Consider the following 18,192-nt stretch of genomic DNA (forward strand, 5'->3'; position numbering starts at 1 on the left):
TCGACCCCCACCCTTGTCAGGTGCCCCATCTCTGGGATGGATAAGGAAGGGGGCGGTTAATTGATGGCCATGGCCTGCAACACCTCGGGGTCGTTGCGAACCACCGGCTTCACCCCCAGCAAGGGGGCGGCCTGCCAGACGATGCGTTGCACCGCCGGGGCGGCGACCCACCCGGCGGTGGCGAAGCCGAAGCTCTTCTTATTCCCATGCGGCTCATCCACCATGACGAAAACCACATAGCGGGGATCCGTCATCGGGAAGGCGCCGACGAAGGAGGAGCGCAGCGACTTGCGCGCGTATCCCTTGCCGCTGACCTTTTCGGCGGTACCGGTCTTGCCGCCCACCAGATAGTCCAGGGTGTCCGCGGCCTTCAGTTCGCCGGTGCCGAACGCCGTCTTGCCCGTGCCCTCCGTCACCACCAGGCGCATCAGCTTGCGCAGGGTGGCGGAGGTCTGGGGGGAGATCACGCGTGTCTCGGGGATGTCGGCGCCCGGGTCGCGCTTCAGCAGGGTGGCGGGGCGCATGATGCCGCCGTCGACCACGGCGGCCACGCTGGTGGCCATCTGTATCGGGCTCACGGACAGGCCATGGCCGAACGCCACGGTCAGCAAGGTGGTGGGCCGCCACGGGTTGGGCACCAGCGGGCCACCCACCTCGGGGATCTCCAGCGACGGGGCCTTCAGCATGCCGAAACGGCCCATATATTCGCGCTGGACGTCGATGCCGAATTTTTCCGCCATCTTGGCGGAGCCGATGTTGGACGACTTGCGGAAGATGTCGGCCACGTCCATCCAGTAATTCACCGGCTCGTCATCATGGATGGTGAAGCGGCCGATCTTCAGCGGATGGCTGGTGTCGAAGCTCTCGTGCAGCTTCACGGTCCCGGATTCCAGCGCGATGGCGGTGTTCAGGATCTTGAAGCAGGAACCCATCTCATAGACGCCCAGCGTGGCGCGGTTGAACTTCGACTCGTCGTTCATCTCGCCGGGGTTCTGGGGGTCGAAGTCGGGCAGGCTGACCATGGACAGCAGCTCGCCCGTCTTCACGTCCATGATCAGGCCGGCGCCGCCGATGGCGTTGAAGTCCTGGATGGCCTGCGTGATCTCCTTGCGCATGATGTGCTGCAGGCGCACGTCGATGGACAGGCGCAGCGGTTCCGGCTTCTCGCGCAGCCGCTTGTCGAACGACTGTTCGATGCCCATCAGGCCGTTGTTGTCGATGCCGGTCAGGCCGATCAGGTGGGCGGTCAGGCTGCCCTGCGGATAGATGCGGTGCTCCTCCTGCTGGAAGAACACGCCGGGGATGCCCAGCTTGTTGACCTCGAACTCCTGCCGCGGCGTCAGGTTGCGCTTGATCCAGACGAAGCGCTTGTCACCCTTCAGGTCCTTCAGGACTTGGCGGTAGTCCAGGTCGGGCAGGGTGGCCACCAGCTTGCGCGCCGCGTCCTCGACGTCGATCATCAGCTTGGGATCGGCGTAGGCCGACGCGGTCGCCAGCGATGTCGCCAGCAGCACCCCGTTGCGGTCGGTGATTTCGGCGCGGGTGATGGGCGCCGGCCGGGCGGTGGCGCTGTCCGCGGTCGGCGCTTCCACCTCGCGGCGGAACACCATGGTGTCCGCCAGGCGGACGCCGATGGCCCCCAGCGCCAAGGCGAAAAGGGCGGCCGTCACCAGAAGGCGCGACCGACCCTGTTCCAGCGCGTGCGTGGCCGGGTTGTTCAGGCGCACCCGGCCCTCCGATCGGGGGGCCTGGATGCGCTCCATGCCCGCGATGTCGAACCCGGTCAGGGAAAAGGGCGCGTCACTCATCGGGCCGCTCCCAGCTTGGCGCTCAAGGTCTGCTCCGCCACCAGGATGGGCTGCGCCTTCTTCTGGCCGGCGGTGGCGGACGCGCCAACGGATGCCAATGTCACCTTGCCCTTGACCGGCGGGGCCGCGTCCAGGCTGGCCATCAGGGCGCCGATGCTGTCCACCCGGTCCGCCGGCCGCTCCACCGGCTTGGTCGCCTTTGGCGTGGCGGCGGGCTTGCCGCCGCCGGCCTTGACCGGGGTGGCCGTCTGCACGTCCGGCGCCTTCAGCGCCACGACCATGGTTTGGGGTCGCGCCGGGGCGGCGCTGGCCACGTAGGTGGATTCAGGCGCCGGGGCCGGCTTGGTCGCGGGCTGGCTGGCGGGTGCCGCGGGCGTCGGTGTGGACGGCGCCGGAGTAGGCACCGCCTGGGCGGGCGCCTCGGGCCTGTCCGGGATGGCCGCCAGCGCCACCATCTGTGCCGCCTTGGTGGGGCGCAGGGTGGAATGCTCGGTCGCCAGCCGCTCCAGCCGGGTGGGATCGTTCAAGTAGGCCCATTCGGCGCGCAGCACCTGGATGGACTGACGCTCCTGCTGGATCTGGCGGTTGAGCGAGGACAGATGCTCCTGCTCTTCCTGAACGCGGTAGCTGGTGTGATAGAGGATGCCGCTGGCGACGGTGGCGAGGCACAGCCAGACGAGCGTGGACTTGCCTATCATGCTGCTTCTCCTATGGGCCAGGCGGGGGCGGTGGTGCGTTCGGCGGCGCGCAACCGGGCTGATCGGGCGCGCGGATTATGGCGAAGTTCGGGTTCGCCGGGGGTGACCCCCCCGCGACCCAGAAGGCGCAGGCTGGGGGCCGGGCCGGCGTGCGCCGCCGGCATGTGGCGCGAGGGCGCGCCTTCCGATCCGCTGCGCTGGCGCAGGAAGTCCTTGACCCGCCGATCCTCCAGGGAATGGAAGGAGACGACAGCCAGCCGCCCGCCGGGCGCCAGCACCCGCTCGGCACCCGCCAAGCCCCGGTCCAGTTCGCCCAGCTCATCATTCACATGCAGCCGCAGGCCCTGGAAGCTGCGGGTGGCGGGGTCGATGCCATCCTTCTTCGACCGGGGCACGACGCTGCGGATGATGTCGGCCAGTTGCGCCGTGGTCTCGATTCGGGCGGTGGCGCGGGCGGCGACGATGGCGCGGGCCACGCGGCGGGACATGCGCTCCTCGCCCAGGCGCCACAGGATGGTGGCGATGTCGGCCTCGGCATATTCATTGACGACGTCGGCGGCGGTGGGGCCGCTCAGGCTCATGCGCATGTCCAGGGGGCCGTCGAAGCGGAAGGAGAAGCCGCGCGACGGGTCGTCGATCTGGGGGGAGGAGACGCCGATGTCCAGGGCCACGCCGTCCACCGGGCCGATGCCGTTGGCGGCCAGCAGCTCGGCCATGTCGCCGAACCGCCCCTCAATGATGCGCAGGCGACCGGGGAAGCGGGCCAGCAGCGGCGCCGCCCGCTGGATCGCCGCGGGGTCGCGGTCGATACCCACCACCTGGCAGTCCGCCGCCTCGAGGATGGCGCGGCTGTAGCCGCCGGCGCCGAAGGTGCCGTCGACATAAACGCCGCCGGCGCGCACGGCCAGCGCGTCCAGCACTTCGGCCAGCAGGACGGGGATGTGGATCGGGGCGCTGGTCGCGGTATCCGTGTCGCTCATTGCGCCCCCCCGCCGTTGGAACCGGCCGCCAACACCGAATTGGTGCGGGCCAGGATGGTGGAGAGCGAGATGTTCTGCGCGCGGCTGCGGTCGCGGCTGGCGGCCTCATGGGCGCTCAACGCGTCGGGATCCCAGATCTGGAAGGTGTGGCGGCGCCCGACGAAGGCGGCCCCCTCCGTGATCCCGGCGAAGGCGATGAACGCCTCCGGCAGGACGATGCGACCCTCCGGGTCCAGTGCAAGGCGGACGGAGCCGCCGAACACCGTGGTCTCGATAAGGTCACGCATGTCATCCGGCATGTTGGGGTTGTCCAGCGCCTCGGAGAGGCGGTCCATGTAGTCGACGCTGCATGCGTCAATGGCGTTGGCCTGCAGGGACCGGAAGACGATCAGTTCCGTCTGTCCACCAAGGACGCCGCGGAAGGAAGACGGGACTGAAACCCGACCCTTCTTGTCGACCTTGTTCACATATGTGGACAGGAACAAGCCCATCGATCCCCGCGTCTCCAGCGCCTCCGCGCCCCACCGATCCGGCACCAGCCCCAACTCAGAATGCGCGGCACCTCCGGGTAAGACCGGACAGGCGTGCGCGCCCTGTTTTTGGGTTCATATGGGGTAACATGGGATGGTATGGGCGTCAATGGGACGACGGGCCAATGCTTGTCCACAGGGCGCTTTTCCACAGTTGTGGACAACGCTTCTTCTTTCGCCCCGGTCTAAATCGAACGGGTAGGTGCCCTGGCCATATATTCGTGGATTCCTGCGGAATCTAATAGCCTTTGGGCAGGGGGTACCTATCCTGTGGATAAGGGTGGGGTGGGGGCAACCGTTAGTTAAAAGACGGCGAAATCTTTTGGGTATGCCATTCTTGTTATTCGGTTGCGGTTTTATGCCCAAGTACTCGCCAGGCTAGGCAGTGGCACCAAATATGGTGATCAAAAGGTCATAGGCCGCCATATATAGCGGCAAGCGGGCGATTATCGGAACTTTCCCATGATTTCCCATGGCCCGCCCAAAACCGCCCGGGAATCCCATGCCCACCCAGGAGGGGCCGGAGTCACGCCGTTCGGGGCGCGTTTTCCCATGCCATCCCATCCCGGGGCGGCCTCGGGTGACGCGGTGGCGGCCAGGCCTTGCGCGGTGTGCGCCGCAGGGTCCCGTTCTGGTCCGCCGCGTCCGCCTGCCTCCTTCCCCTGAGCGTCCGTTGTTCCACGGGAGAAGCAGACCTATTCCATTGCGCCAGTATCGGCGGGCGCCCAGGGCCGGCGCCGCAAGATAAAATTAAGCAGTGGCGCTGTATGACGGGGCGGGGGAAACCGACCCGACCCTGGACTATTGCGGCGGACCGTCTCATTGAACGCAGAAACCTTCCTTGCCGCCCTGGACGGCATGCTGCGCCGCGTGGCCCGATGCCGTTCCCTGGCCTTGCTTCCGACCTTCGCCGGCCTGCTGGCGGCGGCGGCGATCCTGGCGGAGATATGGGCGCCGGCGACGACGGCCGCCGTCCTGCTGCTCCTGGGGTTCCTCGTCACCCTCACCTTATACGTTGTCCGCCTCCACCGGGCGCGGGAACGGGCGACGCGGTCCGCCGTCGCCGCCACCGCGTCGGCGGAAGAGGGACGCCGCCGCGTCGCCGAACTGGAGGAGGCGCAACGGGCCGGCGCCATCCTGGCGGCCATCGTCACCTCCTCCAACGATGCCATCATCAGCAAGACACTGGACGGGGTCATCACCAGCTGGAACCCCGGGGCGGAGCACCTGTTCGGTTACACGGCCAGCGAGGTCATCGGCTTGCCCGTCATTTCCCTCTTTCCGCCGGAGTTGCGGGGCGATGAGGCCGTCATTCTTGAGCGCATCCGCCGTGGCGAGACGGTGGGCCATTTCGATACGATGCGCCGTCACAAGGATGGTCACGATATCGACGTTTCCGTGACCGTGTCGCCCATACGCGATGCCACGGGGCGGGTCGTCGGCGCCTCGAAAATCGCCCGGGACATCAGCGACCGCAAACGCGCCGTGGATGAATTGCAGCGATACCGCCGCAGCCTGGAGGCGCAGGTCGTGGAACGCACGCGGGAAATCGCGGCGGCCAATAGCCGGTTGGAAGCGGCGTTGAAGGAGGCCAACGAGGCCAACCAGGCCAAAAGCCGCTTCTTGGCCAACATGAGCCATGAGATCCGCACGCCCATGAACGCGATCCTGGGCTTTGTCGGGCTGGTGCTGGAACGCGATATCCCGGCGGATATTCGGCGACAGCTGCGGATGGCGCACAAGGCCGCGACATCGCTGCTGGCGTTGATGAACGATATCCTGGACCTGTCCCGGCTGCAGAGCGGCAGCCTGCTGCTGGAGCCTGTCGTCTTCGATCTCCGCAACCTGTTGCGCGCCTGCCTGGACCAGGTGCGGGACAAGGCGTTGGAGAGGGGCCTGACGCTGGAACTACATTTCGGTCCCGACCTTCCCCCGGCGCGCATCGGCGATCCCGCCCGCGTACGGCAGATCGTCCAGAACCTGCTGAGCAACGCCATCAAGTTCACGGAGGCGGGGCGCGTCATCCTGTCCGCCGGCGCGGTGGATGGTGCCTGCATGGTCGAACTGGTGGTCGCGGACACGGGCATCGGCATGGCCGCTGATCAGGCGGAACGCATTTTTGACCGCTTCTTCCAGGTGGATGGTGGCCGTACCCGTCGTTTCAGCGGCAGCGGCCTGGGCGTGTCCATCTGCAAGGAATTGGCCGAACTGATGGGTGGCACGGTCCGTGTCGAAAGCCAGCTGGGTCAGGGCAGCACCTTCCGTGTCCAGCTTTGGCTGCCGGCCGCGGCCGACAGCCTTCAATCCTTGGCCGGGGAGGAGGAATATCGGGAGCTGGCGGACAGTGCCGCGCCTCTCCCCGGCCCGGCATGCCACCCGCTGAGCGTCCTGCTTGTGGACGACGTGCCGGAAAATCGGGAATTGGCCAACATCCATCTCACGGGGCGGGGCCATGCGGTCACCACCGCGGTCGATGGCGCCGCCGCGGTGGACTTGGTGCGCCGGCAACGGTTCGACCTTGTCCTCATGGACGTGCAGATGCCGCGGATGAATGGCAAGGAGGCGACTCGCCGCATCCGCGACTTGGAAGGGGGCGGCGGCAGCCGGCTGCCCATCATCGGGCTCAGCGCCGACGAGGGACCGGCCGAGCGCAACGCCTGCCTTGCCGCCGGCATGACCGCGTATGTCACCAAGCCGATCAATTTCGACACGCTGGCCAAACTGATGCTGCGGCTGGTGCCCGACAAGGCAGGGTCGCCGCCGATGGCCATGGCGGCGCCCGAGCCCCTATCCACCGCCGTCACGGTTCCGGCGCCGGTGCGTCAAGAATTGGCCGCCCTGCGCACCGCGCTGGAAAGTGACGATCCCGACATCATCGAGCCGGTACTGGATCGGCTGGGCGCCGCCGGGCTGGATCAGTTGGCCGTGCGGTGCTTTCGGCGGCTGGTGGGGGAATTTGAATTCGCGCAGGCGCGCGCGGTGGCCGCCACCCTCGACCAAACACTGGCCACGCGCTGGACCGAGGCGGCGGCCGCCGATCAAGGATGCCCTGGTCATGCATAAGTTGTGGAAAATACTGGTGGTGGATGACGAGGCGGTGAACCTGCAGGTCCTCCGCGACATCCTGTCCGACACCTACGCGCTGGTTTACGCCAAGAACGGGCAGGAGGCCCTGGCCGCGGCCCGGCGGCATCGGCCCGATCTCATCCTGCTGGACATCATGATGCCGGACATGGACGGGTATGAGCTTTGCCGGCGGCTGAAGGCGGATACCGAACTGGGCCATATCCCGGTCATCTTCGTCTCCGCCATGGGGGCCGTTGATGACGAGGCCAGGGGCTTCGAGGCGGGGGCGGTCGACTACGTCGCCAAGCCGGTTTCGGCTCCGTTGCTGCGGGCCCGGGTGCGGACCCACATCGCCTTGGTCGACCAGGCCGCCATCCTGGACCGGCTGTGTGTCGCCGGCGAATACAAGGACCAGGAAACCGGCGATCATGTGCGCCGCATCGGCCACTACTCCGAAATGCTGGCCCGGGCGTTGGGCTGGGGCGACGATGCCTGCCGTGCCATGGGGCTGGCGGCGCCGATGCACGACATCGGCAAGATCGGCATTCCCGACCGTGTCCTGTTGAAACCCGGGCGGCTGGACGCCGAGGAGATGGCGCTGATGCGGACCCATCCGGAACGCGGTGCCGCCATCATCGGTACCAACGGGTCCTCCCTCATGCGTCTGGCGGCCAGCATCGCCCTTTGCCACCACGAGAAATGGGATGGCACGGGATACCCCCGTGGCCTGACGGGGACCGCCATTCCCATCGAGGGGCGCATCGTCGCCCTGGCCGACGTCTATGACGCGCTGCTGTCCCCCCGCCCGTACAAGCGACCCTGGTCACGGGATGAGGTGGTCGACTATCTCGAGGATCAGGCGGGCCAGCATTTCGACCCCCTGCTGGTGCCGCTTTTCCTGAAGGCGGTGACGGCGGAGCCGCCTCACACCAACGGCATTTGATCGTGACCGGTCAAATGCCGTCCCTCAATCGCCGGGCGCGACCATCCGGTCGCTTGGCTTCCTCGCTTTCCAGTCCGCTCCGCTCCCCGGAAAGCTCCGGCGCCCGCAGTCGCGGGCTATAGCGGCACGAGTCAAAATCTCGTGCCGCTTATCAGTTTCACTGACGCAGGCGGGAAATCTGCCAGACGGTCTGTAAGCCGGGTTCTGTCCTGCGGCCCGTCCCCCCGTGAAGGGGCGGCGGCCGTGGGATGGCCATTCATCTGGGACGCCTGTCGCCAGGCGCCTCGCGCGACCTACCCGGGCGGCGGCTCGGAAGATGCTTTGGCCGGTTTCCCGGCCGTGCCGCCCCTATTCGGTCTTGCTCCCGGTGGGGTTTACCATGCCGCCCCTGTTGCCAGGGGCGCGGTGCGCTCTTACCGCACCCTTTCACCCTTGCCGGCCCCCCGATCCCCCGAAGAGGCGGGCGGCGGGCGGTTTGCTTTCTGTGGCACTTTCCCTAGGGTCGCCCCCGCCAGGCGTTACCTGGCACCGTTCTTCCGTGGAGCCCGGACTTTCCTCCCCCCGGCGGCTTTCACCATTGCCGGAAGGCGGCCATCCGACCGTCTGGCAGGCGGCGACCCTAGGCGCATGGTCGCCGTGATGCAAGCCTGGCATGGGGCATGGGCGTGGATTATCGGCGCGGTCAGCGCGCCCCGCCCCCGCCGGGCAGGTGGCGCTGGATGGTCTCCAGCATCTGATCCAAATCGAAAGGCTTGGCGATGAAGTCGCTCATCCCCGCCGCCAGCGCCCGGACCCGCTCCTCCGCCATCACGCCGGCGGTAAGGGCCAACACCGGCAGGCTGGTCAGGCCCAGGTCCTGGCGCAGGCGGGTGGTGGCCTCATAGCCGTCCATCACCGGCATCTGCACGTCCATGAGCACCAGATCGAAGGCGCGGCCATCGGTCGCCAGCATGTCCAGCGCCTCTTGCCCATTGCCCGCCAGGGTCACGGTCGCGCCCTCGGCCTGCAGTGTCAGGCGCGCCACCTGCTGATTGACGGGGTTGTCCTCCACCACCAGCAGCCGGACGTTCCGCAGCCTGCCCCGATCCGAAACGGCGGGGGACGGGCGTGGGGTCTCAAGCGGGGGCAGGGGCTGGGCGCGGCGGGCGCGCGCCTCCATGACGGCGTCATGAAGGGTGGAGGCGGTGACCGGCTTCACCAGAATGGCATCAACCGACGTCTTGCTGGCGGTACGGTGCAACTCGTCCTGGTCATGGGCCGTGACCATGATGATGATGGGCGGCTGCGGCGCCGTTTCCAGATGGCGCACCGCCCGCGCCACCGCCAGGCCGTCCGTGTCCGGCATCTTCCAATCCAGCAGCAGCACATCGAACGGCACGTGCGTCACATTGTGATGCCGGACCCGTTCCAGCGCTTCCCGCCCGTCGGTCACCGCCTCGACGCTCCAGCCCAGCGACGTGGCGATGGAGGCCAGGACCTGGCGCGCGATGGCGTTGTCGTCGGCGATCAGGATGTCCAGCGGCAGGCTGGGCAACCGGGCGGCGCGCGGCTCCGGTCCCAGCCCGAACGGGATGGTGAACCAGAAGGTGCTGCCCTTTCCCGGCACGCTGTCCACGCCGATCTGGCCGCCCATCAGTTCCACCAGGCGTTTGCTGATGGCCAATCCCAATCCGGAGCCGCCGAACCGCCGGGTGGTGGAGGTGTCGGCCTGGGTGAAGGCGGTGAACAGGGAAGGCAGGATTTCGGGGGCGATGCCGATGCCGCTGTCCTTGACGGTGAAGCGCAGCAGCACGCCCTCCGGCGTGCTTCCCGCCTGTTCGACCGTCAACGTCACGGTGCCGGCGGCGGTGAACTTGATGGCGTTGCCCGTGAGGTTGATCAGGACCTGTTGCAGGCGCAAGCGATCCCCGACGAGGGAATTGGGCGTTTCCGGCGTCTGATTGATCACCAGTTCCAGGCTCTTGTCGCCGGCGTTGACTGCCATGATGGTCGCCAGGGAATTCAACAGGTCGGGTAGTTGGAAGGGGGTGGCTTCGATCTCCAGCCGCCCGGCCTCCACCTTGGAGAAGTCCAGGATATCGTTGATGAGGGCCAACAGCCCTTGCCCCGATTGCGCGATCTTCGCGGCGAAATCTTGCTGTTCGGTCGTCAGCGACGTCCGTCGCAGCAGATGGGTCAGCCCCAGGATGGCGTTCATGGGGGTGCGGATTTCATGGCTCATGTTGGCCAGGAAATCGCTTTTGGCCCGGCTGGCGCTTTCGGCCGCGGCCTGGGCCGCCACCAGGGCCGCCTCCCGGTCACGGGTCGCGGTGATGTCCCAGTCGACGCCGATGATCCGGACGGGTTGGCCCTGGGGGTCACGGTCGGTCACGGACACGCCCTTGAAGTGGCGCAGGCCCCCCTGGGAATCGAGGATGCGGAATTCCAGATCCAGGTCGACGTGATCCTGCAAGGTCCGGGCGAACGCGGCCTCGACCTTGGCCCTGTCCTCTTCCAGGCAACGGGCCCGCCAACCCGCCTGGATGTCGCCGTTTGAGGAGGGGAGGTCGAACAATTCGTACATCCGGTCATCCCAGGTCATCCGCCGGGTGGCCAGGTCAAATTCCCAGATGCCCACGCCGCTGGCCTTGGTCGCCAGGGCGAGGCGGGTGGCGGAGGTGCGCAATTCCTCCTCAACCCGTTTCAGGGGGGTCACATCGGTCACCAGCACGAACATGCCGATCACCTCGCCGTTGGCGTCGATGTCGGGTATCTGGTGCACCCAGGCGTGGCCCACCTCCCCGTCCGCCTTCAGCAGGCGGCGGTGGATTTGCCGAGCCTTTCCTTGAAAGACCCCGCGCAACCCATCCTCTTCCAGGGCATACAGCTCCTCGCCCATCATCTCACGCATGCCGTGGCCGATGATCTCGTCCGGCCGTTTGCCAAACCATTCCAGGTGATACCGATTGGCGAAGCGGCAGCGCAGATCCTTGTCCCAATAGGCGACCATGCCGGGAATGTTGTCGGCCACCGTGTTCAGGAAGCGCTGGCTGGCCACCAGGGCGCGTTCCGCCCGCAGCTGCTCGGTAACGTCCCGGCCGGTTCCGCGGAAACCGACACAGCGCCCCGCCTCATCCTGGATGGGAACGCCGCTGACCACGATCTGGCGAAGGTGGCCGTCATCGCCCATCAATTCATAGCCGAAATCGCGGAATGCCCGCCCCTGCCGGATCATGGCCTCATACTCATGCAGACCCGGGTCGGCCGGGTCGGCGGCCAAGTCGCGCCGGCTTTTGCCGATGAGCGATTTGGGGGCCAGGCCGATGCGGGTGACCCCCTGGGACATGGCGGTGAAGCGCCCGTCCCGGTCGGCCTCCCAGTACCAGTCGCTGGATAGTTCGGTCAGGGCCTTGAACCGTTCCTCCCGCTCCCGCAATTCGGCCGTCCGGAGCGCCACCTCGGTTTCCAGCATCGCCGCCTGGCGGGCCTTTTCCTGTCCCGCCTGCAGCCGCCGGCCGATGTGCCCGACGAACAGATGCAGCAGGATGGAGAGAAGCAGGCCCACGGTGCCGACCACCATGCCGGTCAACCAGGGAGGGGTCAGGTTCGACTTCTCAAGAAACGACTCGCGCGCCTGGAACGTCACCACCCATCGGCGGCCATACAGGCTGAGCCGTTGGTCCATCGGCTGGGCTAGGTCGCTGTCAGCGACGTCACCCCCGGTGTTATAGAAGGCCGGCCCGTCGGGCGTGTCGGTCACGTCGCGAATGCTGAAAGCCAAGTCAGCCTCCAGCGGATCAAGGTCTTCCAAAACGTCATCGATGATCAGCGGCGCGTAGGACCAGCCGATGGCCGCGACGGTCCGTTCCTCCGGCGTGCCGGTAGGCATTTCGGGGCGGTAGATGGGCATGAGCAGCAGGAAGCCCTTGGCCGGCCTGCCGGTCGCCTGCACCAGGGACAACGGGGCGGTGAGGGTGGGCTCGCCGGTGCGCATCGCCGCTTCCGCCGCCGCGCGCCGATGCGTTTCGGAGGCGATGTCCAAGCCCACCGCCTGCGCGTTGGGGGCCTCTGGCTCGATGAACTGTATGATGGCGCGCTCATCATCGTGGGGCGACAGTTGCCGGACCTGGAATTCGGGGCGCCCGTCCCGCCGCATGCCGGCGACGAACGCCTGCTCATCCGCCGGCGACACGCGGCGGATGAAGCCGAAGCCCAGCGCTCCGCGGAATTCCCGCTCAAGATCGCGGGTGGCCATGTACCGGCGGAAGGACGCCAGTGTCATGTCGTCCACGCCACCGACGATGACTGCGCCCCGCGCGCCTCGCAAACCGTATTGATAGGTGGTCAGCCGTTGGCCCAGGTCGCCGGTCAGCTCGGATGTCTCATCGGCCATCCGCGACGTGACGTGTTCAAGATTGCGCAGGTGGGTCAGCCAGACGGCAGCGCCCGTGGCCAGCAAGGTCAGTACCAGCGCCACGGCCAACAGCGCGCGCGGACCAATCATCCTGGGCTGGGTCGGCCCGGCCGGCGGGGCTCCGTCGAGATTAACGCCAGGCATGCCTTTTAGGCTCCCACTATTTCCAAGGGGCGGAAGGGCCTTGATCCGTGGCCTTCCTCACCTCCGCCATCGCTTACAGTCGCTTTATTCGGCGGGCTGGGCAAGTGTACCGCTGGGATTTGGAGCGGAGACTTGCGCCACCAGGTCGCGTAACCGACGGATGGTCTCCCCATCCGCCGGTTCCCCCAAGGCTTGAGGGTGCCAATGGCGCTGGAACGCCCTCAAAGGCAGGGCCAAATCCATCCCGTCGAGGCTATAGCCAAGACGGGACAGCAAGGCTGCCACCATCGAGTCCGTCACCATCGACGCCATTACGGGCGGACCGTCGGCTGATGGACCATCCGCGGCGCGGGGCCAGAGCCCCACGCCCGCCATGGCCAAGCCGCGCCAGTCGAACAGTTCCCCCGGGTCCTGTTTGCGATCAGGCGCCAGGTCGGAATGGGCGATGACGTTGCCGGGCGGAATGGGCCAGCGGCGGAGGATGCCCTGGCATAGCTCCGTCACCGCGCGCATCTGCGCGTCGGGGAAGGGGTGGTAGCCGAACTCGTGGCCAGGGTTGACGATCTCAACGCCGATGGAGCGGCTGTTGACATCGTGGGCGGCCCCCCAGGCGCCCCTGCCGGCATGCCAGGCGCGCCGCCGCTCATCCACCAGCCGCCAGACGGCGCCATCCTCCTCCACCAGGTAATGGGCGCTGACCTGGGCGGCCTCGTCGCACAGGCGGTCCAGCGCCGCCTGGGCCGTCGCCATGCCGGTGTAGTGCAGCACCAGGATGTCCACGGTGGCGCCCGCCGGACGGGGGCCATGGTTGGGCGAGGGGCGATGATGGACGGTCAGGGGCATGGGGTATCAGCTGGCGGTGCGGGCGGTCACCAGGCGGGGCCGGCGCAGCAGCACCACGCCCACGCCGGCGATGGTCACCAGGGTGCCCGCCATCAGGTGCCAGGACAAGGTCTCGCCCAGCAGGATGACGCCGCCGGCGACGCCGAACACCGGCACCAGCAGCATGAAGGGCATGGTCTGGTTGACGGCATAGCGCTGGACCAGCGGAAACCACAGCACATAGGCCAGGATGGTGGAGACCAGGCCCATGAACAGGATCGAGGCCCAGGCGGCCGGCGGTGCCGACAGGATGGCCGCCCACTGCCCCTGTTCCAGCAGGGCGGACATCACCACCAACTGCGGCACGGCGAACAGGGCCATGTAGCCGTTCAGGGTGTAGGGGTCCATGGGCGGCATCCATTTCAGCTGGATGCTGGAAAAGGCGAAGGCCGCCGCCGCCAATACCACCAGGCCCAGATGCGCCGGATCGTCCGCGCCGCCGGGGTGATAGGCGATGATGCCGACGCCGGCGATGGCTGCCGCCATGCCGGCCGCCCGGCGCCAGCCCAGCCTATCCTTGAAGAACACCGCCGCCATGAGCGAGGCGAACGGCACCTGCAACTGGATGGCGACGGAGGCCGCCGCCGCGCTGCACCCCATCAAACCGCTGAACACCAGGGGGAAGTGCAGGCCGCCCAGCACGAAGGAATAGGCCAGCACCGGCCGCACGTGCGTACGGGGCAGCCGCCGCCAGGGCACCAGCACCAGGGCCACCAAGGCGAAGCGGATGGCCATGGCGGTGACGGGATGGAACTGCCGCAGCGCGAATTTGGAGACGGAGAAATTGATGCCCCAGATGGCCACGACGATCAGGGCGCGCAGGACATCAAGGGGTCTCAAGCCCCACTCTCCAGTTCCTCTTTCAGGGCCTCCAGCTCCAGCCAGCGCTCTTCGGCGACGGCCAGGTCCTGGTGGGCCTTGTCCAGGTCGGCGGACGCCTTCTGGAAGGCGGCGGGATCGCGGGTGTACAGCGTGGCATCGGCCAGTTTGGCCTCCAACTTCTTCGCCTGGTCGCCCAGCTTGTCCATCAGCGCCGGCAGCTGGTCCAGTTCCCGCTGTTCCTTGTAGCCCAGCTTGCGCTTGGGCTTGTTCCCCCCCTGGGGCACTTCCGCCGCCCTGGCGGCATCGCCTTTCGGAGCGGTGGCCGGCGCGCGGGCCGGACGCTGGACCAGATAGTCGCTGTAGCCGCCCGCGTACTCCTCCACCACGCCGTCGCCTTCCACCGCGATGGTGGAGGTGACCAGCCGGTCCAGGAAGTCACGGTCGTGGCTGACCAGCAGCAGGGTGCCGGGATAGTCGCTCAGGACCTCCTCCAGCAGGTCCAGCGTGTCCATGTCCAGATCGTTGGTCGGTTCGTCCAGCACCATCAGGTTGCTGGGCTGGGCGAACAGTTTGGCCAGCAGCAGGCGATTGCGCTCCCCACCCGACAGGGCGCGGGTCGGTTGTTCCAGCATGCCGGGGTCGAACAGGAAGTCGCGCATGTAGGAGGCGACATGGCGCGGCGTGCCGCCCACCACCACGCTGTCACCGCCGAAGGGCAGCAGCACCTGTCGGATGCTCTGGTTGGGGTCCAGCTGCGCCCGGCGCTGGTCGAACACCACCGTTTCCAGGTTGGTGCCCAGGCGGATGGTGCCGCTGTCGGGCGCCATCTCGCCCATCAGCATCTTCAGGATGGTGGTCTTGCCGGCGCCATTGGGGCCGATCAGGCCCACCCGGTCGCCGCGCAGGATGCGGGTGGAGAAGTCGCGGACGATGCTGCGCGTCCCCTCCGGGCCCCCTTCCGGATTGGCGAAGCTCTTGGCGATGTGCGTCGCCTCGATCACCAGACGGCCGGAGCTTTCAGCCTCCGACACCGCCAGCTTCACCTGGCCCTGGCGGTTGCGGTCCGACCGTTCCTTGCGCAGGCCGTGCAGGGCGCGGACGCGGCCCATGTTGCGGGTGCGCCGGGCGCTGATGCCCTCGCGCAGCCACTTCATCTCCACCGCGATCTTGCGGTCCAGCTTGGAAAAAGCCAGGTCCTCGGCGGCGAACACCTCATCCCGCCACGCCTCGTACTCGGCGAAGGGCCGTTCCGTTTCCCGCATGCTGCCCCGGTCCAGCCACAGGGTGCGGCGGGCCAGCGTGTTGAGGAAGGCGCGGTCGTGGCTGATCAGCAGCAGCCCGCCCCGGAAGGATTGCAGCGCCTTTTCCAGATACTCGATGGTGGGCAGGTCCAGATGGTTGGTCGGTTCGTCCATCAGCAGGACGTCGGGGTCGCTGACCAGGGCCTGGGCGATGGCGGCGCGGCGGGCCTCGCCGCCCGACAGGGTGGCGGCGGCGCGGTCGCCGGGCAGGCTCAACTCATCCAGCACGGCCTCCACCCGGTAGGGCGCGTCCTCCACCTGCCCGGCGCGGACGAAGTCCGCCACCGTGGCGTGACCGCTGAAGTCCGGTTCCTGGTGCAGATAGCCGATGCGGGCGCCGGGCTGGATGTAGCGCTCACCCTTGTCCAGGTCGACCAATCCGGCCAGGGCCTTCAGCAGGGTGGACTTGCCGCTGCCGTTGCGACCGACCAGGCAGACCTTGTCGCCGCGGCCGATGGCGATGTCCACGTTCTCGAACAGGGTGGTGGCGCCGAGAGTGATCTGGGCGCCCTTGAGGGCGACGATAGGCGGGGTGGGTGCCATGGAAGCGATGAACTCGGCGGTATGAGTGCGATGAGCAGGGGTTACGGGCCGGACGGAACGGCCCGCTGGCTTTGGATTTTGTCATAGGCGGCGTTGAGCGCCGCCGTCTTGGCCGTGGCGATGTCCACGAATTCCGCCGGCAGGCCCTGGGCCATGACGGTGTCGGGATGGTTGTCGCGCAAGGCCTGGCGCCATGCCAGCTTGATTTCGGCATCGCTGGCGGTACGCGCCACGCCCAGAACGGCGTAGGGGTCGTCCAGCGGGTCCTCATACCCGGCGGCATGGCCGCCGTGGATGCGGCGGATGCCCTCGAACGTGGCCTCGGAAATGCCGAAGATCCGGGCTACCCCGGCCAGGTAGGCCACCTCCGCCGGGTGCAGCTGGCCATCGGACGCCGCGATGTGGAACAGGCAGCCCAGCAGATCCTCCAGCACCGTCGGCCGGTCGCGGAACATGCCGGCCAGCTGGCGGGCATACGGCTCGAACCCGCCGCTGTCGCGCTTGGCCAGATCGAAGATGCGGCCGACGTTGCGCGCCTCCTCCGGCGGGATGTGGAACACCCGCTTGAAGGCGTCGACCTCCGCCCGCTCGACCACGCCATCGGCCTTGGCCATCTTGGCGCCCAGGATGATGACACCGATGGTGAAGGCCATGGTGCGGGTCTGGTCTGGCTGGCCATCGGGGCCGGGGGGCGCGGTCGTGGCCTGGGAGGCCCAGGAATCCGCGGCATGTCCGGCCGCCACGCCCAGCAGCGCGCCCAGCGGGCCGCCCACGGCGAAACCCGCGACACCGCCCACGATCTTGCCCCAGATGCTCATCGTCCCCCACCTCGGCAGCAGCCGGCGTTTAAAAAAGGAAGGCTGGACGGCACCATAGCGGCCCGGCCCGCGCTCGCCAATGCCCGTGGCCCGCCGTCCGGAAGGTGCCACCTGAGCGGGTGCCAGTCCGGCCGGACTGTCGCGGCGCAGGCGATTTTGATAAAAGGGCTTTGGCAAAAGGGAATGCAAGAAACCGAATTGGGAAGGGTGGGGTTATGACGGAATGGTTCTTCCACAATGGTCAGCAGCAGGCGGGACCCTTGGATGACGCGGCGGCGCGGAACTTCGCCCGCGCCAATCCGGGCGCGCATTGCTGGCGGGAAGGCTTTACCGACTGGCTGCCGGTGGGGCAGGTGGCCGATCTCTATGGCGGCGCCGCTTCTTCGCCCCCGCCGCCGCCCCCGCCGCCGGGCGGCGGGGGTATCTGGGGGGCCTTCACCGCGGCACCGCCGCCGGGCCCGGCCAATCCCCTGGAATACACCATCCACGGCCATGAGATGCAGTATGTGGAGGTCAGGCTGGCCCCCGGCGACAGCACCATCGCCGAGGCGGGCGCCCTGCTCTACAAGGATGCCAGCGTCGACATGAACACCATCTTCGGTGACGGCTCCGTCCGCGATGGTGGCAGCGTGCTGGACCAGCTGTGGGGGGCGGGCAAGCGTGTGCTCTCCGGTTCCACCCTGTTCACCACCGTTTTCACCCAGCGCGGCGCCGGTCCCGGCACGGTGGCCTTCTCCGCCCCCTATCCCGGCACCATCTCGGCCCTGAAGCTGGCGGACTATGGCGGGCGCCTGATCTGCCACAAGGACAGCTTCCTGGCGGCGGCGCGGGGTGTGGCCATCGGCATCTATTTCCAGCGGCGCATCCTGACCGGCCTGTTCGGCGGCGACGGCTTCATCATGCAGAAGCTGGAAGGCGACGGCACCGTCTTCATCCACATGGGCGGGACCCTGGTGGAACGCACCCTGGCGCCGGGGGAAGTTCTGCACGTGGACACCGGTTGCCTGGCCGCCATGACCGCCGACATCGACTTCGACGTGGAACAGGTGGGCGGCATCAAATCCATGCTGTTCGGCGGCGAAGGCCTGTTCTTCGCCCGGCTGCGCGGCCCCGGCAAGGTGTGGCTGCAAAGCCTGCCGTTCTCGCGCCTCGCCGGCCGCATGCTGGCCTCCTCGCTGGTGGGAACGCGGGAGGATGGGGGTGTGTTCGGCGCCATAGGCAACATCCTCGACAAGCGCTGACATAAGGGGGCGGGGTACCATCC

At 67.7% G+C, this 18,192-nt stretch carries 12 protein-coding genes and 1 other RNA gene; 3 read left to right on the top strand and 10 right to left on the bottom strand.

Translation table 11 applies throughout. The features are described 5' to 3' along the window. Nucleotides 1-56: 56 nt before the first annotated feature. From FHS74_RS01870 to FHS74_RS01885, 4 genes are read right to left on the bottom strand one after another with little or no spacing between them, the layout of a single operon-like run. Nucleotides 57-1,808, bottom strand: coding sequence for a peptidoglycan D,D-transpeptidase FtsI family protein (locus FHS74_RS01870; protein WP_184796908.1), 1,752 nt, complete (start codon nucleotides 1,806-1,808; stop codon nucleotides 57-59). Continuing rightward, entirely contained in the window at nucleotides 1,805-2,506 is a 702-nt protein-coding gene (gene ftsL / locus FHS74_RS01875) for a cell division protein FtsL (RefSeq protein ID WP_184796910.1), read from the bottom strand. Before ftsL ends, FHS74_RS01870 begins: the two co-directional genes overlap by 4 nt. After that, nucleotides 2,503-3,486, bottom strand: a complete 984-nt coding sequence (gene rsmH, locus FHS74_RS01880) for a 16S rRNA (cytosine(1402)-N(4))-methyltransferase RsmH (protein WP_184796912.1) — start codon at nucleotides 3,484-3,486, stop codon at nucleotides 2,503-2,505. Before rsmH ends, ftsL begins: the two co-directional genes overlap by 4 nt. Further along, nucleotides 3,483-4,022: a division/cell wall cluster transcriptional repressor MraZ gene (locus FHS74_RS01885; protein WP_343066831.1), complete on the bottom strand. Its 540-nt coding sequence runs from the start codon at nucleotides 4,020-4,022 to the stop codon at nucleotides 3,483-3,485. The genes rsmH and FHS74_RS01885 overlap by 4 nt, the downstream gene beginning before the upstream one ends. A gap of 816 nt (nucleotides 4,023-4,838) precedes the next feature. Between FHS74_RS01885 and FHS74_RS01890 the strand changes: the two genes are divergently transcribed. Continuing rightward, nucleotides 4,839-7,079 (top strand): PAS domain-containing hybrid sensor histidine kinase/response regulator, encoded by a 2,241-nt coding sequence (locus FHS74_RS01890; RefSeq protein WP_184796914.1) that lies wholly within the window; start codon nucleotides 4,839-4,841, stop codon nucleotides 7,077-7,079. Next, nucleotides 7,072-8,025, top strand: a complete 954-nt coding sequence (locus FHS74_RS01895) for an HD-GYP domain-containing protein (RefSeq protein WP_184796916.1) — start codon at nucleotides 7,072-7,074, stop codon at nucleotides 8,023-8,025. The genes FHS74_RS01890 and FHS74_RS01895 overlap by 8 nt, the downstream gene beginning before the upstream one ends. Nucleotides 8,026-8,202: 177 nt before the next feature. Here FHS74_RS01895 and rnpB read toward each other — a convergent pair. The 6 genes from rnpB to FHS74_RS01925 form a co-directional block, all read right to left on the bottom strand. Next, nucleotides 8,203-8,632, bottom strand: an RNA gene (gene rnpB, locus FHS74_RS01900) — RNase P RNA component class A. Between the two features lie 75 nt (nucleotides 8,633-8,707). Beyond that, nucleotides 8,708-12,562, bottom strand: a complete 3,855-nt coding sequence (locus tag FHS74_RS01905; protein WP_211106033.1) for a CHASE domain-containing protein — start codon at nucleotides 12,560-12,562, stop codon at nucleotides 8,708-8,710. 84 nt (nucleotides 12,563-12,646) lie between these two features. After that, a complete protein-coding gene (locus tag FHS74_RS01910) occupies nucleotides 12,647-13,405 on the bottom strand; it encodes an N-acetylmuramoyl-L-alanine amidase (RefSeq protein ID WP_184796920.1) in 759 nt (252 codons plus the stop codon). 6 nt (nucleotides 13,406-13,411) lie between these two features. Further along, nucleotides 13,412-14,284, bottom strand: a complete 873-nt coding sequence (locus FHS74_RS01915; protein WP_184796922.1) for a DMT family transporter — start codon at nucleotides 14,282-14,284, stop codon at nucleotides 13,412-13,414. Beyond that, on the bottom strand, nucleotides 14,281-16,110 hold the full coding sequence (locus tag FHS74_RS01920) for an ATP-binding cassette domain-containing protein (protein WP_184796924.1): 1,830 nt from the start codon (nucleotides 16,108-16,110) through the stop codon (nucleotides 14,281-14,283). The genes FHS74_RS01915 and FHS74_RS01920 overlap by 4 nt, the downstream gene beginning before the upstream one ends. Before the next feature lie 41 nt (nucleotides 16,111-16,151). Next, nucleotides 16,152-16,928: a TerB family tellurite resistance protein gene (locus tag FHS74_RS01925; protein ID WP_184796926.1), complete on the bottom strand. Its 777-nt coding sequence runs from the start codon at nucleotides 16,926-16,928 to the stop codon at nucleotides 16,152-16,154. 215 nt (nucleotides 16,929-17,143) lie between these two features. On the opposite strand from FHS74_RS01925, the gene FHS74_RS01930 reads away from it, so the two are divergent. Beyond that, nucleotides 17,144-18,169, top strand: coding sequence for a TIGR00266 family protein (locus tag FHS74_RS01930; protein ID WP_184796928.1), 1,026 nt, complete (start codon nucleotides 17,144-17,146; stop codon nucleotides 18,167-18,169). Nucleotides 18,170-18,192 lie beyond the last annotated feature (23 nt).

The sequence above is a fragment of the Nitrospirillum iridis genome, assembly GCF_014205765.1.
Classification (GTDB): Bacteria; Pseudomonadota; Alphaproteobacteria; order Azospirillales; family Azospirillaceae; genus Nitrospirillum; species Nitrospirillum iridis.